The organism is Streptomyces sp. NPDC087906 (assembly GCF_055584925.1).
Map to the genome: position 1 here is coordinate 1 of NZ_JBVJLC010000008.1, position 20,536 is coordinate 20,536.

The 20,536-nt window shown below is 71.7% G+C and carries 22 protein-coding genes; 9 read left to right on the top strand and 13 right to left on the bottom strand.

Annotation, left to right across the window (positions count from 1 at the left end; translation table 11 throughout):
• Nucleotides 1–151 precede the first annotated feature (151 nt).
• Nucleotides 152–1,312, bottom strand: coding sequence for an Mrp/NBP35 family ATP-binding protein (locus ACZ63I_RS23125; protein ID WP_469340889.1), 1,161 nt, complete (start codon nt 1,310–1,312; stop codon nt 152–154).
• A 205-nt stretch (nt 1,313–1,517) separates the two neighbouring features.
• Here ACZ63I_RS23125 and ACZ63I_RS23130 point away from each other — a divergent pair, with 205 nt between their 5' ends.
• Nucleotides 1,518–2,747: a methyltransferase domain-containing protein gene (locus ACZ63I_RS23130; protein WP_469340890.1), complete on the top strand. Its 1,230-nt coding sequence runs from the start codon at nt 1,518–1,520 to the stop codon at nt 2,745–2,747.
• 90 nt (nt 2,748–2,837) lie between these two features.
• On the opposite strand, the gene ACZ63I_RS23135 is transcribed toward ACZ63I_RS23130, so the two are convergent.
• Together ACZ63I_RS23135 and ACZ63I_RS23140 are read right to left on the bottom strand one after the other, a co-directional pair.
• Nucleotides 2,838–3,443, bottom strand: coding sequence for a DUF1003 domain-containing protein (locus tag ACZ63I_RS23135; RefSeq protein ID WP_469340891.1), 606 nt, complete (start codon nt 3,441–3,443; stop codon nt 2,838–2,840).
• The gene (locus ACZ63I_RS23140) at nt 3,433–4,710 is read right to left on the bottom strand and encodes a magnesium transporter MgtE N-terminal domain-containing protein (RefSeq protein WP_041984786.1); all 1,278 of its coding nucleotides are present in this window, start codon (nt 4,708–4,710) and stop codon (nt 3,433–3,435) included. Before ACZ63I_RS23140 ends, ACZ63I_RS23135 begins: the two co-directional genes overlap by 11 nt.
• A 189-nt stretch (nt 4,711–4,899) precedes the next feature.
• Here ACZ63I_RS23140 and ACZ63I_RS23145 point away from each other — a divergent pair, with 189 nt between their 5' ends.
• Nucleotides 4,900–5,712 carry a hypothetical protein gene (locus tag ACZ63I_RS23145; protein WP_469340892.1) on the top strand — a complete coding sequence of 271 codons (813 nt, stop codon included), beginning with the start codon at nt 4,900–4,902 and terminating at the stop codon, nt 5,710–5,712.
• Nucleotides 5,713–5,867: 155 nt separating this feature from the next.
• On the opposite strand, the gene ACZ63I_RS23150 is transcribed toward ACZ63I_RS23145, so the two are convergent.
• Nucleotides 5,868–6,395 carry a hypothetical protein gene (locus ACZ63I_RS23150; RefSeq protein WP_469340893.1) on the bottom strand — a complete coding sequence of 176 codons (528 nt, stop codon included), beginning with the start codon at nt 6,393–6,395 and terminating at the stop codon, nt 5,868–5,870.
• Between the two features lie 62 nt (nt 6,396–6,457).
• Nucleotides 6,458–7,588, bottom strand: coding sequence for a magnesium and cobalt transport protein CorA (locus ACZ63I_RS23155; protein ID WP_469340894.1), 1,131 nt, complete (start codon nt 7,586–7,588; stop codon nt 6,458–6,460).
• Between the two features lie 447 nt (nt 7,589–8,035).
• Between ACZ63I_RS23155 and ACZ63I_RS23160 the strand changes: the two genes are divergently transcribed.
• The 4 genes from ACZ63I_RS23160 to ACZ63I_RS23175 all read left to right on the top strand — a co-directional run bounded on the left by ACZ63I_RS23160 (nt 8,036) and on the right by ACZ63I_RS23175 (nt 11,443).
• Nucleotides 8,036–8,671 (top strand): suppressor of fused domain protein, encoded by a 636-nt coding sequence (locus ACZ63I_RS23160; RefSeq protein ID WP_469340895.1) that lies wholly within the window; start codon nt 8,036–8,038, stop codon nt 8,669–8,671.
• 33 nt (nt 8,672–8,704) lie between these two features.
• On the top strand, nt 8,705–9,343 hold the full coding sequence (locus ACZ63I_RS23165; RefSeq protein ID WP_469340896.1) for a DUF6758 family protein: 639 nt from the start codon (nt 8,705–8,707) through the stop codon (nt 9,341–9,343).
• Between the two features lie 509 nt (nt 9,344–9,852).
• Entirely contained in the window at nt 9,853–10,713 is an 861-nt protein-coding gene (locus ACZ63I_RS23170) for a PHP domain-containing protein (protein WP_469340897.1), read from the top strand.
• A gap of 124 nt (nt 10,714–10,837) precedes the next feature.
• Nucleotides 10,838–11,443 (top strand): MarC family protein, encoded by a 606-nt coding sequence (locus ACZ63I_RS23175; protein ID WP_469340898.1) that lies wholly within the window; start codon nt 10,838–10,840, stop codon nt 11,441–11,443.
• A gap of 20 nt (nt 11,444–11,463) precedes the next feature.
• Here the strand turns inward: ACZ63I_RS23175 and ACZ63I_RS23180 are convergent, their stop codons facing one another.
• Nucleotides 11,464–12,306, bottom strand: a complete 843-nt coding sequence (locus ACZ63I_RS23180; RefSeq protein ID WP_469340899.1) for a phosphotransferase — start codon at nt 12,304–12,306, stop codon at nt 11,464–11,466.
• 100 nt (nt 12,307–12,406) lie between these two features.
• Here ACZ63I_RS23180 and ACZ63I_RS23185 point away from each other — a divergent pair, with 100 nt between their 5' ends.
• On the top strand, nt 12,407–13,051 hold the full coding sequence (locus ACZ63I_RS23185) for a dihydrofolate reductase family protein (RefSeq protein WP_469340900.1): 645 nt from the start codon (nt 12,407–12,409) through the stop codon (nt 13,049–13,051).
• Between the two features lie 85 nt (nt 13,052–13,136).
• Here the strand turns inward: ACZ63I_RS23185 and ACZ63I_RS23190 are convergent, their stop codons facing one another.
• Complete coding sequence (locus tag ACZ63I_RS23190) at nt 13,137–13,367, bottom strand: hypothetical protein (protein ID WP_469341133.1); 231 nt, start codon at nt 13,365–13,367, stop codon at nt 13,137–13,139.
• 98 nt (nt 13,368–13,465) lie between these two features.
• Between ACZ63I_RS23190 and ACZ63I_RS23195 the strand changes: the two genes are divergently transcribed.
• Entirely contained in the window at nt 13,466–14,377 is a 912-nt protein-coding gene (locus tag ACZ63I_RS23195) for an NYN domain-containing protein (protein WP_469340901.1), read from the top strand.
• Between the two features lie 24 nt (nt 14,378–14,401).
• On the opposite strand, the gene ACZ63I_RS23200 is transcribed toward ACZ63I_RS23195, so the two are convergent.
• A complete protein-coding gene (locus ACZ63I_RS23200; RefSeq protein ID WP_469340902.1) occupies nt 14,402–15,250 on the bottom strand; it encodes an alpha/beta fold hydrolase in 849 nt (282 codons plus the stop codon).
• A gap of 111 nt (nt 15,251–15,361) precedes the next feature.
• Entirely contained in the window at nt 15,362–17,320 is a 1,959-nt protein-coding gene (locus ACZ63I_RS23205) for a DEAD/DEAH box helicase (RefSeq protein WP_469340903.1), read from the bottom strand.
• 509 nt (nt 17,321–17,829) lie between these two features.
• On the opposite strand from ACZ63I_RS23205, the gene ACZ63I_RS23210 reads away from it, so the two are divergent.
• On the top strand, nt 17,830–18,576 hold the full coding sequence (locus ACZ63I_RS23210; RefSeq protein ID WP_469340904.1) for a ferritin-like fold-containing protein: 747 nt from the start codon (nt 17,830–17,832) through the stop codon (nt 18,574–18,576).
• Nucleotides 18,577–18,674: 98 nt separating this feature from the next.
• On the opposite strand, the gene ACZ63I_RS23215 is transcribed toward ACZ63I_RS23210, so the two are convergent.
• The 4 genes from ACZ63I_RS23215 to ACZ63I_RS23230 form a co-directional block, all read right to left on the bottom strand.
• Nucleotides 18,675–18,944, bottom strand: a complete 270-nt coding sequence (locus ACZ63I_RS23215) for a hypothetical protein (protein WP_469340905.1) — start codon at nt 18,942–18,944, stop codon at nt 18,675–18,677.
• Between the two features lie 220 nt (nt 18,945–19,164).
• Complete coding sequence (locus tag ACZ63I_RS23220; protein WP_469340906.1) at nt 19,165–19,392, bottom strand: DUF3107 domain-containing protein; 228 nt, start codon at nt 19,390–19,392, stop codon at nt 19,165–19,167.
• 143 nt (nt 19,393–19,535) lie between these two features.
• Entirely contained in the window at nt 19,536–20,189 is a 654-nt protein-coding gene (locus ACZ63I_RS23225) for a TetR/AcrR family transcriptional regulator (protein ID WP_469340907.1), read from the bottom strand.
• Nucleotides 20,190–20,330: 141 nt separating this feature from the next.
• Entirely contained in the window at nt 20,331–20,513 is a 183-nt protein-coding gene (locus tag ACZ63I_RS23230) for a hypothetical protein (RefSeq protein ID WP_469340908.1), read from the bottom strand.
• Nucleotides 20,514–20,536: the final 23 nt, after the last annotated feature.

Genomic DNA, 20,536 nt, shown 5'->3' on the forward strand with positions numbered 1-20,536 from the left:
GGTTGCGGGGCCTCCCCCGCGGGGGGGGCGGGGGGGGGGGGCGGGGGGGGCGCGGGGGGGGGGGGGGGCGGGCGCGCCCCCCCCCCCCCCCCGCGGGGGGGGGGGGGGGGGGCCGCCCACCCCCCCCCCCCCCCCCACCCGTTCGCCGTCCTCAGAACTTGTTGCGCGGGGTGATCCCCAGCGACATGCCCGACAGGCCGCGCTGACGGGCGCTCAGCTTGGCGGCGATGCCGCGCAGCGCCTGCCCCGCCGGCGAGTCAGGGTCGGACAGCACGACCGGCTTGCCCTCGTCGCCGCCCTCGCGCAGCCGTACGTCGATGGGGATACCGCCGAGCACCGGCACCGTGGCACCGGTCGTCTTCGTCAGGCCCTCGGCGACCGCGGCGCCGCCGCCCGTACCGAACACGTCGATCATCTCGTCGCAGTGCGGGCACGGCAGCCCCGACATGTTCTCGACCACGCCGACGATCTTCTGGTGGGTCTGCACGGCGATGGAGCCCGCCCGCTCGGCGACCTCGGCCGCCGCCTGCTGCGGGGTCGTGACGACCAGGATCTCCGCGTTCGGCACGAGCTGCGCCACCGAGATCGCGATGTCGCCGGTGCCCGGCGGCAGGTCGAGCAGCAGCACGTCCAGATCGCCCCAGTACACGTCGGCGAGGAACTGCTGGAGCGCCCGGTGCAGCATCGGCCCGCGCCACACCACCGGCGCGTTGCCCGGGGTGAACATCCCGATGGAGATGACCTTCACGCCGTGCGCCGACGGCGGCATGATCATGTTCTCGACCTGGGTGGGCCGGCCGTCGACCCCCAGCATCCGGGGCACGCTGTGCCCGTAGATGTCGGCGTCGACCACACCGACCTTCAGCCCGTCCGCGGCCATCGCCGCCGCCAGGTTGACCGTGACGGACGACTTGCCGACGCCGCCCTTGCCCGAGGCCACCGCGTAGACCCGGGTCAGCGAGCCCGGCTGTGCGAAGGGCACCTCACGCTCGGGCGTACCGCCGCGCAGCGAGGCCGCCAGCTCCTTGCGCTGCTCGTCCCCCATCACGTCCAGTGTCACCTCGACCCCGGTGACCCCGGGGACCCGGCTCACCGCCTCGGTGACGTTGCTGGTGATGGTGTCGCGCATCGGGCAGCCGGACACCGTGAGATAGACCGTGACAGCCACCGCACCGTCCGCACCGATGTCCACCGATTTGACCATGCCGAGATCGGTGATCGGCCGGTGGATCTCGGGGTCGTTCACCGTCGCCAGCGCGTCGCGCACCGCGTCTTCCGCCGGGAGGGTGGTTCCGTACGTGTCGGTAGCCATACCGAGATGGTACGGCGCCACGCACCCCCGAACGAAAGCCGTCAACGGTCTGCTTCCTCACGCCCCTGACCAGGGTCCTGCCCCGGGTCGTGACCGGGGCCCTGGGCAGGTCGGGGCGGCGGCTGGGGCGCTTTCGACCGGCGTGCGCCGGACCGCAGACGCAGCACACTGGACCCGTGCACCGCACCGGCGAGGGGGAGTGACTATGAGTGACCACCGTAAGTTTGATCGGGACCCGGGTCAGGGCAAGCCGCTCCAACTCTCCCAACTCCAGGCGCTCCTGGCGAGCGCCATGGCGGACAAGGGCCTGTGGCAGCCGGACTCCCCGTGGATCCGCCGGGCCATGGAGTCCCACCCTCGGCATCTGCTCGCCCCGGAGCGGCTGTGGTCATGGGACGGAGACTCCTACGTTCCCGTGGACCGCGCCAGGGACCCCGACAGGTGGGCGGGACTCGTCTACGGCGGCCCCTACGACTCGGCCGTCATCCAGGTGACGGACGGCTTGCCCACATCGAGCCTGAGCTGCGAGGCCGTCGTCGCCGACATGCTCGACTCCCTGATGCTGGAGCCAGGCCAGAACGTACTGGAACTGGGCTCGGCAACGGGCCGCAACGCCCTGCTGATGGCGCGCAGGGCCGGGCCCGGCGGGCGGGTCACCACCGTCGAATTCGACCCCCGGTTGGCAGCGACCGCGGCAGAGAACCTCGGCGCGCTGGACGTCAACGTCGATGTGATGACCGGTGACGGTGCCCTGGGGGCTCCCGCGGCTGGACGCTTCGACCGGGTGATGTGCACCTACGCGGTTGATCTGGTCCCCTGGGCCTGGGTGGAGCAGACACGACCCGGCGGCCGGATCGTCACCCCCTGGGGCCGGCTGGGCCACGTCGCGCTCACCGTCGCCGACGACGGCCGGTCGGCAAGCGGCTGGATGCAGGGTCTGGCGACGTTCATGCCCGCGCGCGGGGTTGACCAGGGACAGCCCTGGGATGAGGTCCGTGGCAGCGAATCCCCCGATACCGAGGGGCCGTTCGCCCGAGACCCCGCGCCTCTCCACCGCGACGCCAACCTGCTCTTCGCGCTCCGGGTCGTCCTGCCTGACGTACGGATCCGTACGGAGGCCGACGGCGGCGAAGGGGGCGTGACCGCGTGGACACACGACGGCCGCTCCTCCTGGGCGACGATCGTCTGCCCCGAGGCAGGAGGTCCGGCCGTGGCGTACCAGGGCGGCCCTCGCCGGCTCGCCACCGAACTGGAAGCGGCATGGGAGGAGTGGGAGAGATCCGGCGCGCCGAGCGTGTACGAATACGGCATGACCCGTACGCCGGAGCAGCAGCACATCTGGAGCGGCGATCCGGAGAACGGGAAGCGCTGGCCGCCCGTCACCCGGCCCTCAACCGCGAACCACACCCCGTACGTACGATCCACCGACGCGTAGGGTCCCGGCTCTCCGGCGCTTGGCTCCAAGCGGGTGATCCGCGCCCCCTGCGCGCCGTCTCCGCCGCCTCTCCGCCTCTCCGCGACTCGGCTACTCCCCGTGGTCCTCGTCGCCGCCCTGCTGCCCGGACCGGCCCTCGGGGTGTCGCGGTGGACGCTGCTGTGGTGGACGCTGCGGGCGTTGGTCGTTCATGTCTCGCACCATGTCCTGCAGCTCCGAGCGGATCCAGTCGCGGGTGGCGACCTCGCCGAGGCCCATGCGGAGGGCCGCGATCTCCCTCGTCAGGTATTCGGTGTCGGAGATGGAGCGCTCGTTCTGCTTGCGCTCCTGCTCCTGGGTGACCCTGTCCCTGTCGTCCTGCCTGTTCTGCGCGAGCAGGATCAGCGGGGCCGCGTAGGACGCCTGGAGGGACAGCGCCAGGGTCAGGAAGATGAACGGGTACTGGTCGAAGCGCAGGGCCCGGGGGGCGGCGATGTTCCAGATCACCCACAGGATGATGATCAGGGTCATCCATACGATGAACCGGCCCGTGCCGAGGAAGCGGGCGACGCGCTCGGAGAGCCGGCCGAACGCCTCCGGGTCGTAGTCGGGCAGCAGCCTGCGGCGCTGCGGCCGGGGCTGGTCGAGCCGGATCCGCGGGCCGCCGCTCTTCGCGCGCTCCCGGCCGGTGTCCTTCTCCGCCCGCTCACTCGCCACGGGCCACCCCCTCCAGACCGCGGAAGCCGGTCTCCCGCCAGTCGTCGGGCAGCAGGTGGTCCAGTACGTCGTCGACGGTGACGGCGCCGAGCAGCGAGCCGCCCGCGTCCACGACGGGCGCGGAAACCATGTTGTACGCGGCGAGGTGGCTGGTGATCGCGGGCAGCGGGGTGTCGGGGGCCAGCGGCGGCAGGTCGCTGTCCACGATCGAGCTGACGAGCGTGAACGGCGGATCCCGCAGCAGCCGCTGGAAGTGCACCGTGCCCAGGTACTTGCCCGTCGGGGTGTCGTCCGGCGGCCTGCACACGTACACCTGCGCGGCCAGCGCGGGGGACAGGTCCTGCTGGCGTACCCGTGCCAGCGCGTCCGCCACCGTCGCGTCGGGGCGCAGGATGATCGGCTCGGTCGTCATCAGACCGCCGGCCGTCCGCTCCTCGTACGACATGAGCCGGCGTACGTCGGCGGCGTCGTGCGGCTGCATCAGCGTCAGCAGCCGCTCCTTCTCGTCCTCCGGCAGCTCGGAGAGCAGGTCGGCCGCGTCGTCCGGGTCCATCGCCTCCAGCACGTCGGCGGCCCGCTCCTCCTTGAGCTTGCCCAGGATCTCCACCTGGTCGTCCTCGGGCAGCTCCTCCAGGACGTCGGCGAGCCGGTCGTCGTCCAGGGCCGCCGCCACCTCGGCGCGCCGCTTGGGTGTCAGATGGTGCAGTACGTTGGCGAGTTCGACCGGGCGCAGCCGCTCGAAGGTCGCGACGAGGTTCTCCGCGCCCTGCCCGTCCTCCTCCAGCGAGAAGCCGGTGACGGCCGACCAGTCGACGGTGACGGTGTCCCCGCGCCGCCGCAGCGCGCCGCCCTTCCTGCCCCTGCGGACGAAGACCTTGCCGATCTCCCAGTCGCGCCGGGCGGGCAACTGCTGGATGGCGACGTCGAGAACGGTCACCTCCTCGTCGTTCTCCACGAGCCGCACCCGGCGGTCGAGGAGTTCGCCGAGCACGAGCCGCTCGGTGGGGCGCTGTTCGAAGCGCCGTACGTTGACCACGCCCGTCGTGATGACCTGGCCCGACTCGACGCCGGTGACCCGGGTCATGGGCAGGAAGATCCGCCGCCTGCTCAGCACCTCGACCACCAGGCCGAGCAGCCGGGGCGGCCGGTTGCCGATCCGCAGCATCGCCACGAGGTCGCGGACGCGGCCCACCTGATCGCCGTTGGGGTCGAAGACCGCCACCCCGGCGAGATGCGAGACGAAGATCCTGGGGGCGCCTGCCGCCATACCGCGCGCCTCCTCTTTCCTGAAGCCTCTTCATGCCGTTCTTCCCGGTGGGAGAACGGGTTCAGGCTAGCTCGTACCGCTTCGTCGCGCCCTCGCACATCCCCCGTCAAGACGCCGCGTCGAGCGGCGCCGACGGCCCGGGTACGCTGCGGTCTGCCACCCCCACCCGTGCATGAGAGGCATGTGTTCGTGACTGCTCTCCCATTGTCCGACCGCGCCCGCAGGACCGCCCGCAGGACCGTCCTGAGAGCTGTCCGCAGGGGTGTGCTGCCCGTGGCACTGTGCGCGGGCCTCGCGACGGCCGTGACGGCGTGCGGCGGAGAGGATCCGGACGCCGGTACCAACGGCGTCGGCAGACTGTCGGCCACCGAGATCGAGCACAAGGCGCAGACGGCGGTCGAGAGCGCGAGCGCGGTCCGGCTGGCCGGCGCGCTGGTCACGCAGGGGGAGACGTACAAGCTCAACATGCGGCTCAAGAAGACCGGCGGCACGGGCTCGGTCACCTCGAAGAACAGCACCTTCGAACTGCTGCGGGTCGAGGACGAGCTGTTCCTGAAGGCCGACGCCGGATTCTGGAGCCAGGGGAAGGCGGACGGCAAGGGCGGCGCCTCCTCCGACGGCGACACGGACTCCGAGGCGGCGCACAAGCTCGACGACAAGTATGTGAAGGTCCCGGCGGACGACCCCTCGTACAAGCAGCTCCGCGGCTTCACCGACATGAACGTCCTGCTCGACGGGTTGCTCACGCTCAACGGCAAGCTGGCGAAGGGCGATCGGGACAAGATCGGCGGCGTACGCGCGATCGAGGTCAGCGCGGCCGAGGGCAAGGGCGGCTCGCTGGACGTGTCCCTCGAAGGCACCCCGTACCCGCTGCAACTGGAACGCGCGGGCGGCGCGGGCACGCTGACGCTGTCGGAGTGGGGCAGGGACTTCGCGCTGGAGGCGCCGGCGAAGGGGCAGACGGTCGACTACGGGAGCCAACTGCCGCGCGCGAAGGGCTAAGGACGCGCGCCTAGGGACGCGCGCGTCGCCGGTGAGCCCGCGCCTGGGTGGCGCCGGGCCTGGCGTACTCGGGCGGCCGGCCCGGTATCGCGGCGGCCCTGCACTAGCTTGCGGGCGGGCCCTCGCGCTGGGGTGCCTGGGCCGGCATCCCTGCGCTAGCTCGCGGGCGGGCCCTTGCGCTTGCGCTTGCGCTTGAGCAGCAGGCGGCCCAGGGACGCCGGGACCGGTCCCCGCGTCGTGGCGGGGGTCGGCAGGGGCGTAGCGGCCAGCGACCCGGTGGGCAGCTCCCGGCTCACCTCGCGCGGCTCCAGCCGCAGTACGCGGCACTCGCGCGCCCAACGCTCCGTCATCAGCTCGCCGTCCGGGGCGTTCAGCCGCTTGCCCTTGAGTTCGGCGACGGCCGTCTCCCAGGCGTCGGAGTGCGGCGCCAGTTCCGTGACCGCCGCCGTCCAGGCGACGAGCCGGCCGCCCTTGTCCTTGCTGCGTACGGTCACCTCGGCGGCGCCGCCGTCGGTGAGCCCCGGCAGCGGTTGTTCGCCGGGGCCGTCGCCGACGAGCAGGACGGCCCCTTCGTGCCAGACGTGCCACAGCGCGCGGTCGGGGCCTGAGCCTCGCACCCAGACGACGCCGGACTTCTTGCCGGCCTCCTCGACGAGCGCCTGGCCGAGCAGCGGTTCTGTCATGCGCACAGTCTCGCACCGGTGCCGGCGTACGCCGGCCTGGCGTGGTCAGGGCCCGTCCGGCGTCAGAGCCAGCCGTTGCGCTTCAGCGAGTGATGGATCGCCAGACAGGCCGCGATGATCGCGGCGAGCACCATCGGGTAGCCGTACTTCCAGTGCAGCTCGGGCATGTGGTCGAAGTTCATGCCGTAGATGCCGCACACGGCCGTCGGTACGGCGATGATGGCGGCCCAGGACGTGATCTTGCGCATGTCCTCGTTCTGCGCGACCGTCGCCTGCGCCAGATTGGCCTGGAGGATCGAGTTGAGCAGTTCGTCGAAGCCGATGACCTGCTCGTGCACCCGGGCGAGGTGGTCGGCGACGTCACGGAAGTACTTCTGGATGTCGGGGTCGACCAGCCGCATCGGCCGCTCGCTGAGCAACTGCATCGGCCGCAGCAGCGGCGAGACGGCCCGCTTGAACTCCAGCACCTCGCGCTTGAGCTGGTAGATGCGCCCGGCGTCCGAGCCGCGCGGGCTGCCCTTCGCCGGGGCGGAGAAGACCTCGATCTCCACCTCGTCGATGTCGTCCTGCACGGCGCCCGCCACCGCGATGTAGCCGTCCACGACATGGTCGGCGATGGAGTGCAGCACGGCGGACGGGCCCTTGGCGAGCAGTTCGCTGTCCTCTTCGAGGCGGTGGCGCAGATTGCGCAGCGAGCCCTTGCCGCCGTGCCGGACGGTGATGACGAAGTCCCGCCCGGTGAAGCACATGACCTCGCCGGTCTCGACGATCTCGCTGGTCGACGTCAGCTCCGTGTGCTCCACGTAGTGGATGGTCTTGAAGACGGTGAACAGGGTGTCGTCGTACCGCTCAAGCTTCGGCCGCTGGTGCGCGTGCACCGCGTCCTCGACGGCCAGCGGGTGCAGTCCGAACTCCGCCGCGATCCCGGCGAACTCCTCCTCGGTCGGCTCGTGCAGCCCGATCCAGGCGAAGCCCCCTTCGCCGCCCTCGCGCACCCGCAGCATCGCCTCGTGCGGCGTGACGCACGGATCGGCGGTGAGCCGGCGGCCCTCGCGGTAGACCGCGCAGTCGACGACGGCGCTCGACGCCGAGGGGTCGCGGGTCGCGTCGTACGTGTCGTACTTGCCGTAGGAGGCACTGCTCTTGCGCAGGGACGGGCGGACCGCTGCGCGCAGGTCACGAATCATCGACATGGCGGGCTCCTTCACGGAGAGGCCGTCGGCGAGGGCGTGGCACAGCCCGGAACGAGGACGTGACGCGTACGCAGGCGTACGTACGTCCGCAAAGCGGGCGGCACCGCGAGTTCGCGGTGACGGCGTTCGCTACAGACAGGCGAGAACACAGGCTGAGGGCCGGAGACGAAGCGCTCTTCCGACGTGCGACGTGCCGCGAGCCTGTGCGGGCGGGGCCCTCAGATCACAGAGCGGCGAAAAAAGCGGAAGAGCGGCTGGTACTGGCCGGGTGACTTCGATCCACCGCAGCCCCACCTCCTCCGGTCTGTCCCCCGTAGGGGATGACGTGTCGTCGGGACAAGGAGAGCGACGCTGCTGCGTACTGTCCCGACCGGCGGCCCAGACTATCAGCCCACCCGAGCCCAATCTTGCTTCTTGCCCCATCCCTACGCGATCTATGCTCCCGGGATGGCAGAAATTCTTGCTCTGGTCGAGGCGCGGTTGCGGGCCGCGCTGGGGGAGCCGGACGCGCGCGCCGCAGTGACGTTTCTGGGGACGGAGCGCATCGAGGTCCTGAGATTCACGGACGTAGGGGGCCCTGGCGTACGGGAGGGCGGGCCGCTGGTGCGGTACGCGACGCTCGGCATGTCGGCGCAGCCGATGGCCGACCCCGCGGCGGTGCTCGCCGATCCGGAGCGGGGCCCGCGGGCCGAGCTGATCCTGACGGTGCGGGCCGGGCGCGCCGACACCGACCAGGTGCTGCGCCCGCTCGCGGTACTGGCCGCTTCACCGCAGGTCGAGGGGGTGGTCGTGGCGCCGGGCGCGTCGCTGGACCTCGGCGCCCCGCTGTGGCCGCAGGCCCCGTTCACCTCCGTACTGGTCGGCGAGGCGGGCGGTCTCGTCGAGGATCTGGAGCTGCCGGCGCCGCTGGATCCCGTACGGTTCCTGCCGCTGCTGCCGATGACGCCCAACGAGGCGGCCTGGAAGCGCGTCAGGGGCGCCGAGGAGCTTCAGGAGCGCTGGCTGGCCCACGGAACGGACCTGCGCGACCCGTTGCGCGGGGCCGTACCGCTGGGAGAATCCGAGGCCGGTGATCGTCCTTGACGCGGCGTCGGCCGGGGAGGACCGTGGGGCGCTATGAGGGGTGAACCCAGTTGCCCGAAGTGCGGTGGCCGGGTCAGGGCGCCCGGTCTGTTCGCCGACACCTGGACATGCGACACCCATGGCACCGTGCACCCGCTTCAGCCCGTGATACCGCCCAGCGTCGAAGCGCTCGGCGTGGTGGTGAACCGGGCGCGGGTCCCCGTGTGGATGCCGTGGCCGCTGCCCGTCGGCTGGCTGTTCACCGGCGTCTCGTACGCGGGCGACGACCGCAGCGGCGGCCGGGCCACGGCCGTGGCCTGCTCGGGCCCCGGGCCGCTGGGCGGGGTGGGCGAGCTGCTGCTGATCGCGGAGGAGATCGGGGTGGGCCTCGGCGCCCGCTACGCGGGGATCGAGGGCCCCGACCCGGGCCCCAGCATCCGCGTCGACCTCCCGCCCCACACAAAACTCCTGGCGGCGGGCCGCCCCACCCCCCTGTGGCACGTCCCGGCCGCCCCGGAGGACCGCGCGGTCTTCGCGGGCGAGGCGCTGGGCCTGTGGCTGTGGGCGGTGGTCTGGCCGGGCGAATCGGGTCTGCTGATGTACGACGAACTGGTCCTGACGGACCTCAGGGACGCGGGCGCGGAGGTGGAACTACTCCCGTGCGGGGCGCTGACGCCGAGGCTGCTGTCGTAAGCCGACCCCGCCCCGGCGGGGCCGGCGCGACGCACAGGCGCGCTGCCCGGCTCCCGCCGCCAAGGTCCGGCACACCGCGCCGGCCGCGCTGCCCTGCCGGTCGCGCTGCCCTGCCGGGGCGTCGGGCCGCATGGGTGGTGGAGTCCGGCCCCGGCCATCCGGCCGTGCCTGACCCGTACCTGACCCGCGCCGAGGCGCGGGTCACCAGCCCGGGGCCGTAGGGACACGGCGCCGCAGCGCCGGGCCGCACGCTGCCGTGTCCGGCCGCCATCGTGTTGTCCGTCACCCTGACCAACCAACCTGGGCCGCCGGGACACGGCGCCCCCCGGGCACGGCGCCGTCGGGCCGCGCCCGGCTCGCGCCGAGGCGGGTATCCGCGCCGACCGGGCCGACGGTGCCGCCGACGCCCACGTACCCCCCTGACCTGCCGCGTTCTCGACGATCCGCGCGGGCCGTTATCCTGCTGAGCGTTCCCCTTCTGCCCCTTCGAGCCCAGTGGAGTCACGCGCGTGCGTATCGACCTGCACACCCACTCCCGGGCTTCCGACGGTACGGACACGCCCGCCGAGCTGGTGCGCAACGCCGCCGCGAGCGGGCTCGATGTGGTGGCGCTGACCGATCACGACACCACCCGGGGGCACGCGCCGGCGATCGCCGCGCTTCCCGCCGGGCTCACGCTGGTCACCGGGGCCGAGCTGTCGTGCCGTATCGACGGCATCGGGCTGCACATGCTCGCGTATCTCTTCGACCCCGCCGAGCCCGAACTGCTCCGTGAGCGCGAGCTGGTACGGGACGACCGCGTGCCGCGCGCCAAGGCCATGGTCGGCAGGCTCCAGGAGCTGGGCGTTCCGATCACCTGGGAGCAGGTGGCGCGGATCGCGGGCGACGCGTCGCTGGGCCGGCCGCACATCGCGACCGCCCTGGTCGAGCTGGGCGTCGTGGAGACCGTCTCCGACGCCTTCACGCCCGAGTGGATCGCGGACGGCGGCCGGGCGTACGCCGGGAAGCACGAACTCGATCCGTTCGACGCGATCCGGCTCGTGAAGGCGGCAGGCGGCGTCACCGTCTTCGCGCACCCGCAGGCCGTCAAGCGCGGCGCCGTCGTGCCGGAGGAAGCCATCGCCCGGCTCGCGGCGGCAGGGCTCGACGGCATCGAGGTCGACCACACGGACCACGACGAGCCGACCCGGGTCCGGCTCCGGGGACTCGCCGCCGAGCTGGGCCTGCTGCCCACCGGCTCCAGCGACTACCACGGCAGCCGGAAGTTCGTGGAACTCGGCGCGTGCACCACCGACCCGGAGGTGTACGGCGAGATCACCCGCCGTGCCACGGGCGCCTTCCCGGTGCCGGGCGCGGGCGGACCCGCGTAACGCTGACCCCCACCCACGTACCGCCGCCGGACCGTGCGCACGCGCACGCCACGGCGGTCGGCCGCAGTCCCGCGCGCCCCGCGCCCTCCCGTACCTCTCGCCCCAACTCTCGCAAGGCCACCCCGTGTTCGACTTCGCCGTGTTCGGCTCCCTCTTCCTCACCCTCTTCGTGATCATGGACCCCCCTGGCATCACGCCGATCTTCCTCGCCCTCACCTCGGGCCGCCCCGGCAAGATCCAGCGCGCCATGGCCTGGCAGGCGGCGGCGGTCGCCTTCGGGGTGATCACCGTCTTCGGCATCCTGGGCCAGCAGATCCTGGACTACCTGCACGTCTCCATCCCGGCCCTGATGATCGCCGGCGGCCTGCTCCTGCTGCTGATCGCGCTCGACCTGCTGACCGGCAAGACCGACGAGCCCAAGCAGACGAAGGACGTGAACGTCGCCCTCGTCCCCCTCGGCATGCCGCTGCTCGCGGGCCCCGGCGCCATCGTCTCCGTCATCCTCGCCGTCCAGCACGCGAACGGCGCCCAGGCCCAGATATCCGTCTGGGCGGCGATCGTCGCCATGCACCTGGTGCTGTGGCTGACCATGCGCTACTCGCTGCTGATCATCCGGGTCATCAAGGAAGGCGGCGTGGTGCTGGTGACGAGACTCGCGGGCATGATGCTGTCGGCGATCGCGGTGCAGCAGATCATCAACGGCATCACCCAGGTGATCCGCACGAGCTGAGCCGAGAAGGGCGACCCGGTTCAGCCCGGTTCGCAGCGGTCGAGTGCGGTACGAACCCGGTTGAGCCCCTCCACTCTCCAGTGGCTCCGGTCGGGCATCTGGTCGTCCCTTCGCCAGCGCCAGGCGGAGAACAGCGCCCAGTTCAGGGCGCGGCACCGGTGAATCAGGCCGAGGTCGGCCCCCGCGTAGTGCTTTCCCACCTCTTCGGGCGCGTGGGCGAGGTCGAACTCGACCGGCCCACGGCAGCACGTGGCGAGGTCGATGAAGAGCGGCCCTCGCCGCGTGTTCAGCAGGTTGCCCGGATGCGGTTCGCCGTGCAGCAACTGGTCGCCGGCTGTGTCGACGCTGATCGCGGCGCTCAGTCCGCCGAGGGTGTCGCTGAGGAGTGCCCGGTCGGAATCGGCGAGCTCGGGGGAGCGCTCCCGGTCGGTCACCTCTCTCAGCGCCATGGCGACTCGATCGGTGAAATGCGGTGCCGCCAGATCGATTTGCCGCAGGGCGGCATGGTGTCGCAGGAACACGTCCGCGTAGTCGGCCGGGGCGATGTCTGCTGCCACGGGTGCGTAGTAGGTCCAGAGCGAGATGGCGAAGCCGTCACGCGCGTACACGCGGGGCTCGACCCGAGGGTCCAGCTCGCCGACCGGAGCATCGACGCCGGTGAGACGGCGGGCGACCTCCACCTCGAACGTCGAATCAGCCAGATGCCCCGAAGGCGCGACCCGAGCCAGCACATCGCAGGGGATCAGCCGCAGCGCGACGCGGTCCGAGTTGTGGACGACGATCGCGTCGTCGACCTGAAGGTCCAGCTCCGAAGCGGTCGCCCGTCCTGCCTCGACCGCGCGGCGGAGTTCTGCCGGCTCCACGCCGTTCTCCTTCGTTGTTGAATGCACGAATCAGGACCGACGATGAGTTTCGCCGCCCCGGCAGGTCTCACCATCGTTGTCGACACACCAGGAGGAGCACGTGGCTCAGTTGCTGAGAGTCCAGAACTTCAACGTCTCGAGCGACGGTATCGGCGCCGGTGAGGACCAGACCCTGGAGCGGCCGTTCGGGCATGTCGATCCCGGGAAGCTGTTCGCCTGGGCCGGCGCCACGGCGAGCTGGCCCATGCGCACCGACCCCGGGGGGAGCCGCGGCCTGGACGACTACCTCACGCGGGACTACCCCCGCAACATCGGCGCCGAGATCATGGGCCGCAACAAGTTCGGGCCCCAGCGCGGCCCCTGGCAGGACCACGAGTGGCAGGGCTGGTGGGGCGACGAGCCTCCGTTCCGCACCCCGGTCTTCGTCCTGACCCACCACGAGCGCCCATCGATCACGCTGTCCGACACCACGTTCCACTTCGTCGCAGGCGACCCGGCCACGATCCTCGAACAGGCCAAGGAGGCGGCGCAGGGCAAGGACGTCCGACTCGGCGGCGGAGCCACCACCATCCGCCAGTTCCTCGACGCCGACCTGGTCGACACCCTGCACGTGGCGGTCTCGCCGCTGAAGCTCGGCACAGGAGTACGCCTCTGGGACTCCCCGGACGACCTGCGCGACCGCTTCCACCTGGACGTGGTCCCCAGCCCGAGCGGAGTGACCCACCACCTCTTCTGGCACAAGTAACCGCCCCACCGGGCGCGGGCAGCGCTGCGCCCCCGTACGGGTGAATCTGTACGGGGGCGCTTCGTACTGGCGACGTGCTTAAGAGTTATGAGGCCGACTGCTCGGCCGGTCGGATGTAGATGCGCTGGCCCATCGCTGCGGCCTGCTGCACGATCCGATTGACGGAGGCTGCGTCTACCACGGTGCTGTCCACGGGCGACCCGTCGACGTCGTCGAGGCGCGTGATTTCGAAGCGCAAGGCTTCTCCCTTCGTCTGATCCTCCTGCTGGAGAACTACGGGTGACGGCGCATGTCCGTCGTTGGTTTCATACTGCACAACGGCTTGCCCTCTGCAAACATTCCCTACGCTAAGGAAATTTTTCGGACGGCTAACTACTGGCGGGTACGATGGCGTCCACGGAGAATGAACGGCGTATGAGTGAGGCAGAGATCGATCCAGAGACCAGCGAGATCGGCGCCCGGCTGGAGCGCACCAACGCACTGCTCCAGAGGATGCTCGCCGAGGTCGCGAAGACTCCGTCCACGCATGCCATCTTCGTCGACGCCGGTTACGTCTATGCTGCGGCCGGGTTGCTTGTAACGGGCACTGAGGACCGGCGGTCGTTCGATCTTGATGCCGAGGGGCTCATCGAGGCCTTCATCGACAAGGCCAGGATCATCTTCGCCGACAGCAGGCTGCTGCGCGTCTACTGGTACGACGGCGCCAGGCGCCGTATCCACACCCCCGAGCAGCAGTCCATCGCCGAGCTGCCCGACGTCAAGGTGCGGCTCGGCAATCTCAACGCCAACAACCAGCAGAAGGGCGTCGACTCCCTGATCCGTACGGATCTCGAATCGCTCGCCCGGCACCGCGCCATCAGTGACGCCGCGCTCGTCGGCGGGGACGAGGACCTGGTGTCGGCCGTCGAGGCCGCGCAGGGGTACGGGGCGCGGGTGCACCTGTGGGGCATCGAGGCCGCCGACGGGCGCAACCAGGCCGAGCCGCTGCTCTGGGAGGTCGACAGCCAGCGCACCTTCGACCTCGAATTCTGCAAGCCGTACGTCACCCGGCGGCCGGTCACCACGTACGAGCACGAGGGCGACCCGCCGCCCTCACGCGACCAGGTCCGGTTCGTCGGCGCGCAGATCGCGGCCACCTGGCTGGTCGAACGGGGGCGGGAGGCGATGGGCGAGCTGCTGCCGGGCCTGCCGTATCTGCCGGGCCCGGTGGACCAGGATCTGCTGATCGAGGCGGAGAGGCTGCTCCAGCGGTCCCTACGGGGCCACTCCATGCTGCGCAGGGCCCTGCGGGACGGGTTTTGGCAGCATCTTCAGTCGCAGTACTGACGTCACGGGGACGCGGGCCGGCGCTCAGTCGTACAGGTCCCAGAAGTCCGTCAGCGCCGCCGCAGTCTCCAGCGGCCTGTCCGTGTTCGGCGAGTGCTCCGCACCCTCGATCACCGTCCTGCGCGCCCGCAGCCGGTGAGCCATCTCGTCCAGCAGCGGCACCGGCCAGGTGTCGTCGCGTTCGCCGGACAGCACGTACATGGGCAACGGGGGCCGCAGCGCGGCCAGTTCGGCCACCCGGTCCGGCTCGGTCGCGAGCTGGCGGCTGGTGACCGCGAGCTGGAGCGGGTTGTTGCGCAGCCAGCGCTCCCGCATCAGCGCGCCGTCCTGCGCGGTGACCTCCTCCGGCGGCTCCATCGTCTGGAAGGCGTCCCAGACCTCCGCCATCGTCATGACGGGCAGTACGTCCTGGAGGAGCTTCACCCGCTGCTGCTGCGACGGGGAGATCTGCGCGGGGCCCGAGCACATCAGGGTCAGTGAGCGGAACGCGCTGCGGTCGGCCAGGGCGGCGACGCGGGCGATCTGGCCGCCCATAGAGTGCCCCACCAGATGCACCGGGGCGCCGATCGCCTCGGTCTGCGCGAGTACGTCGGCGGCCAGCTCGCCCTGCGCGTAGGCCGCTTCCGTGTCGGGTCCTGGCGTCTCGTACTGCCCCCGGCCGTCCACGGCGACCGCGCGGTAGCCGGCGCGGGTGAGCGGCTCCAGCATCGTCGTGAAGTCCTCCTTGCTGCCGGTGAAGCCGGGCAGCAGGAGTACGGTTCCGCGCGGCGGCCCCTCGGGGGCGGCCTCCAGGGCGGCGAAGTCGCCCCTGGCGGTGGTCAGGGTGCGGGCGCGTGCGCAGGGGGGCAGGACGAACGTCGGCGGCCGGCTCATGGGACGAGGCTAGCGCGACCGCCGCGTACCGCTCCCGCGCACACCGACGGCCCGGCACCCCTCGCGGGGGGCGCCGGGCCGTCGGGCGGTACGGGTGGAGCCGAAGCGGGGTCAGCTCTCGGTCGTCGTCGCCGCTGCCGTACTGGCACGGCGGCGGCGCTGCTTCGGCGCGGTCGGAGCCGTCTCGGCCCCGGCCTCCGGAGCGGCTGCGGGCGCCGGGACGGACTCGGCCGTCTCGACAGCCACGGCCTTCTTGGCGCGGCTACGGCGGCGGGGCTTCTCCTCGGCGGCCGGCGCCTCCGCCGGTGCCTCGGAGACCGGTGCCTCGGTGGGCACCGCCTTGGCCGCCACAGCGGACTCGGCCGACTGCTTCGCGACCCGGGTGCGGCGCCGGGGCTTCTCTTCAGCGGCCGGGGCTTCCGCCACGCTCGCCGTCGGCTCCGCCGTCTCCACGGCCTCGGCGGCGGGCTTCGCCGCGCGGGTACGGCGACGGCGCGGCTTGACCGCAGCCTCCTCCGCCTCCGCCGCCGGCTCGGCGATCACGGGCTCGGGCGCCGCCACCTCGGCCGTCGCCACCTCAGGGGCGGCCACGGTCTCGGCGGCGACGGCGCTCGCGCGGGTACGCCGACGCCTTCGCGGCGTACGCGGCTCGGTGGGCTCTGCCACAGCGGGCAGGGGCGCCATCTGGAACTGCGGCTCGTCGGCCGGTTCGGTGACAGCGACGGGCGCGACAGCGGCGACCGGTGTGACAGGAGCCACGGCAGCGGACTCCGCCGCTCCGCCACGGGTGCGGCGGCGCTGGCGCGGGGTGCGCGTACGGGCCGGGCGCTCCTCCCGTACGGGGGTGGCCGTCGCCGCGGACTTGCGGCCACGGCCGCCCGTCTCGCCCAGGTCCTCGACCTGCTCGGCCGAGAGCCCGGCGCGGGTCCGGTCGGTACGCGGCAGGACGCCCCGCGTGCCGGCCGGGATGTTCAGCTCCTCGAAGAGGTGCGCCGAGGTCGAGTACGTCTCGGGCGGGTCGGGGAAGCCCAGGTCCAGCGCCTTGTTGATGAGCTGCCAGCGGGGGATGTCGTCCCAGTCGACCAGTGTGACGGCGATACCCGACGCGCCCGCGCGGCCGGTGCGGCCGATGCGGTGGAGGTAGGTCTTCTCCTCCTCCGGCGACTGGTAGTTGATGACGTGCGTCACGCCTTCGACGTCGATGCCGCGAGCGGCGACGTCCGTGCAGACCAGCACGTCCACCTTGCCGTTGCGGAAGGCGCGCAGCGCCTGCTCCCTGGCGCCCTGGCCGAGGTCGCCGTGGACGGCGCCCGAGGCGAAGCCGCGCTGGGCGAGCTGGTCGGCGATGTCGGCCGCCGTGCGCTTCGTACGGCAGAAGATCATGGCGAGGCCGCGGCCTTCGGCCTGGAGGATCCGCGCGACCATCTCAGGCTTGTCCATGGAGTGGGCGCGGTAGACGCGCTGCGTGGTGTTGGCCACGGTCGCGCCGGCGTCGTCGGGCGACGTGGCGCTGATGTGCGTGGGCTGCGACATGTAGCGGCGGGCGAGACCGATCACGGCGCCCGGCATCGTCGCGGAGAAGAGCATCGTCTGGCGCTTGGCCGGCAGGAGCTGGATGATCCGCTCGACGTCGGGCAGGAAGCCCAGGTCGAGCATCTCGTCGGCCTCGTCGAGCACGAGCGAGCGCACGTGCGACAGGTCGAGCTTGCGCTGGCCCGCCAGGTCGAGCAGCCGGCCGGGGGTGCCGACGATCACGTCGACGCCCTTCTTGAGCGCTTCGACCTGCGGCTCGTACGCCCGGCCGCCGTAGATGGCGAGGACCCGAACGTTGCGGACCTTGCCGGCGGTCAGCAGGTCGTTGGTGACCTGCTGGCACAGCTCGCGGGTGGGGACGACGACGAGCGCCTGCGGCGCGTTCGTCAGCTTCTCGGGCACGGCGCGGCCGGCCTCGACGTCTGCCGGGACGGTGACGCATTCGAGCAGGGGGATGCCGAAACCGAGGGTCTTGCCCGTGCCGGTCTTGGCCTGCCCGATGACATCCTTGCCGGACAGCGCGACCGGCAGGGTCATCTCTTGGATGGGGAACGCGGACATGATGCCGACGGCCTCTAGTGCTTCGGCCGTCTCGGGGAGGATTCCGAGCTCTCGGAAAGTCGTAGTCAGGGTGCTGCCTCTTCTGTGAGACGCGACGCGAGGCGAACGCTGGGGGTCGTACCGCACCTGGGTACTCGGCCGGCCGTGGGTTGGCCGGATGGCGCGGGACCACTGCCGTCGCTCGAGCGCTCGTGCCGCTGAGGGGGCCCCTCATCTGCAGGTCGTACGCATCTGTGCGCACGGTCCACGCGGAGGGCGGTCGGGGCGGAGCCGATCGGGCCACCGACCGGGCATCCTCACACTGTCTGCTCAACACTGCGATCGCCCGCCGGATACTCGGCAGGCGCATTACCACTGTACCCCGGAATCGCGCATCTGTGTCGGTGGAATTCGACGGGGCAGTGTGCGGGCGGTGCGCGGGCAGTGTGCGGGGCGCGTTCGGACGGCCCCTTACGAGGGGCGCCGGCCGGGCTATTGTGCGCTCCATGGAGACGCCCGACAACGCCACCGCACCCGAATCAGCAGCCCCGGCACCCACCGGGATCGCCGCCCAGGACTGGGCCACAGCTTCCTCGGAACCGCAGTACCACGCGGCCGTCGTGGATCTGCTGGGAGCGCTGGCCTACGGCGAGCTCGCGGCCTTCGAGCGGCTCGCCGAGGACGCCAAACTCGCACCGACCCTGCCCGACAAGGCCGCCCTCGCGAAAATGGCCGCCGCGGAATTCCACCACTTCGAGCAGCTCAACGAACGGCTCAGCGAGATCGACGTGGAACCGACCAGCGCGATGGAGCCCTTTGCCAAGGCCCTTGACGAATTCCACCGGCAGACCGCGCCTTCGGACTGGCTGGAAGGGTTGGTCAAGGCGTATGTCGGCGATTCCATCGCCAGTGACTTCTACCGCGAGGTCGCGGCCCGGCTCGACACGGACACCCGCGCGCTCGTGCTCGCCGTGCTGGACGACACAGGGCACGGCAACTTCGCCGTGGAGAAGGTGCGCGCCGCGATCGAGGCGGAGCCGCGCGTCGGCGGCCGGCTCGCGCTGTGGGCGCGGCGGCTGATGGGCGAGGCGCTGTCGCAGGCGCAGCGGGTGGTGGCGGACCGGGACGCGCTGTCCACCATGCTGGTGGGCGGGGTGGCCGACGGGTTCGACCTGGCCGAGGTGGGCCGGATGTTCTCGCGGATCACCGAGGCGCACACCAAGCGGATGGCGGCGCTCGGCCTCGCCGCCTGACGCTCCGGCGTATCGCGCCTGACGCCGTACGACGTCAGGCGCGCACGGCGCGTCAGGCGGTCACGACGGCATGGATGGCGGTCACGACGGCATGGCGGTCACGACGGCATGGCGCGGCGCAGTGCCCGCCCCGAGGGGCGCAGCAGCAGCGAGATCATGACGGCGCCGACGATCGCGGCGCCCAGCAGCGTCGCCGGCGCGTGGCCGGGGCCGAGCGCCATGTGCGTCACGAAAGCGCCGAACAGGGCGCCGAGCGGACCTGCGCCCAGCACGGTCCTGCGGGCGGGCAGCCGGTGGGCGAGCAGCCCGGCGGCCGCCAGCGACAGGACAAGCCCGAGCAGGACGGATCCGAGGGTTTCCAGGACCACTGCTGATCACCTCGCGTCATCGGGGGGTGGCGTGCGGTCGGCACGGCGTGGACGGTCTTGTGTGTCAGCCCGTCATTACCCGGCGTGCGCGGAACGCAACCCTCCCGTGACAGCGCAATGATCCCGCCGTAACAGCGCGGCGGCCCGGACAGCGCGACGGCCCGGCGGGAAGTCCCGCCGGGCCGTCGCCGGAATGTCCGTCACGACAAGGAGCCAGGTACTACAGCGTGCCGAAACCGACCCGTCGTGTCGTCGGCTCGCCGATCTCCACGTACGCGACCCGGTCGGCCGGTACGAGGACCCTGCGGCCCTTGTCGTCCGTGAGACTGAGCAACTGCGCCTTGCCGGCCAGCGCGTCGGCCACGGCGCGCTCGACCTCCTCGGCGGACTGCCCGCTCTCCAGAACGATCTCCCGGGGTGCGTGCTGCACGCCGATCTTGACCTCCACGGCTATGTCCCTCCGAACGGTCACAGGTGCGCGGCCAGCCGCGCGGTACGCAGCACACATTAGCCCGGCGGAACCGCGCACAGGACGCCACGGTGAACGCCGGCAGCGAACACGCGTCGCCGGGCGCGGTCCGGACGGGAGCCCTACGGCTTGTCGGGGTGCTGCTCGCTGCCGTGCAGCGGGAAGCCGGCGATGCCGCGCCAGGCCAGTGAGGTGAGGAGCTCGACGGCCCTCTCCCGGGGGATGGCGGACTCGCTGGACAGCCAGTAGCGGGCCACCACCTGGGACACGCCGCCGAGGCCGACGGCCAGCAGCATGGACTCTTCCTTGGACAGCGCGGTGTCGGAGGCGATGACGTCGCTGATCGCCTCGGCGCACTGGAGCGCCACGCGGTCGACGCGCTCGCGCACCGCGGGCTCGTTCGTCAGGTCGGACTCGAAGACCAGCCGGAACGCGCCGCCCTCGTCCTCGACGTACGCGAAGTAGGCGTCCATCGTCGCCTCGACGCGCAGCTTGTTGTCGGTCGTCGACGCCAGTGCCGTACGGACCGCCTGGAGCAGCGACTCGCAGTGCTGGTCGAGCAGGGCCAGGTACAGCTCAAGCTTGCCGGGGAAGTGCTGGTACAGGACCGGCTTGCTGACGCCCGCCCGGTCGGCGATGTCGTCCATCGCCGCCGCGTGGTAGCCCTGCGCGACGAACACTTCCTGGGCCGCGCCCAGGAGCTGGTTGCGCCGGGCGCGGCGCGGCAGCCGCGTCCCTCGTGGGCGTGCCGCCTCGGTCTGCTCTATGGCTGTCACGCCGCCTCCCAAAAAAGTCGATCTCCGCGCGCCGTGCGCCGCGACACCCATCGTACTTTTGGGTAACCCGGCGGCGGGCCGTGCGGACGCAGAATTTCACGGACCGGACAACCAAAGACGGCCATTGCCGACGAAATCCGATCAGCGGTACTCGTCCTCGTCGGCCGGGACCGTACGGGCCTGCTCGACCGCGTCCGCCTCCGGGACCTCGATGTCGCCTTCGACGACCTCCTCGGCCGCTTCGGTCTCGTCGGGTTCGTCGCTCTCCTCGGGCTCGTCGGTTTCGGTCCTGGCCTCGTCGGGCTCTGCGGGGTCGACCGGCATACCTGCCTTCTCTCCTCGGTGTG

Excerpts from the sequence above, each read along its gene's own strand:
- ACZ63I_RS23205 (WP_469340903.1), bottom strand. The coding sequence starts at position 17,320 with ATGACCCTGCCGGTCGCGCTGTCCGGCAAGGATGTCATCGGGCAGGCC.
- ACZ63I_RS23125 (WP_469340889.1), bottom strand. The coding sequence starts at position 1,312 with ATGGCTACCGACACGTACGGAACCACCCTCCCGGCGGAAGACGCGGTG.
- ACZ63I_RS23165 (WP_469340896.1), top strand. The coding sequence starts at position 8,705 with ATGAGGGGTGAACCCAGTTGCCCGAAGTGCGGTGGCCGGGTCAGGGCG.
- ACZ63I_RS23150 (WP_469340893.1), bottom strand. The coding sequence starts at position 6,395 with ATGACAGAACCGCTGCTCGGCCAGGCGCTCGTCGAGGAGGCCGGCAAG.
- ACZ63I_RS23200 (WP_469340902.1), bottom strand. The coding sequence starts at position 15,250 with ATGAGCCGGCCGCCGACGTTCGTCCTGCCCCCCTGCGCACGCGCCCGC.
- ACZ63I_RS23210 (WP_469340904.1), top strand. The coding sequence starts at position 17,830 with ATGGAGACGCCCGACAACGCCACCGCACCCGAATCAGCAGCCCCGGCA.
- ACZ63I_RS23130 (WP_469340890.1), top strand. The coding sequence starts at position 1,518 with ATGAGTGACCACCGTAAGTTTGATCGGGACCCGGGTCAGGGCAAGCCG.
- ACZ63I_RS23230 (WP_469340908.1), bottom strand. The coding sequence starts at position 20,513 with ATGCCGGTCGACCCCGCAGAGCCCGACGAGGCCAGGACCGAAACCGAC.
- ACZ63I_RS23140 (WP_041984786.1), bottom strand. The coding sequence starts at position 4,710 with ATGGCGGCAGGCGCCCCCAGGATCTTCGTCTCGCATCTCGCCGGGGTG.
- ACZ63I_RS23160 (WP_469340895.1), top strand. The coding sequence starts at position 8,036 with ATGGCAGAAATTCTTGCTCTGGTCGAGGCGCGGTTGCGGGCCGCGCTG.
- ACZ63I_RS23195 (WP_469340901.1), top strand. The coding sequence starts at position 13,466 with ATGAGTGAGGCAGAGATCGATCCAGAGACCAGCGAGATCGGCGCCCGG.
- ACZ63I_RS23155 (WP_469340894.1), bottom strand. The coding sequence starts at position 7,588 with ATGTCGATGATTCGTGACCTGCGCGCAGCGGTCCGCCCGTCCCTGCGC.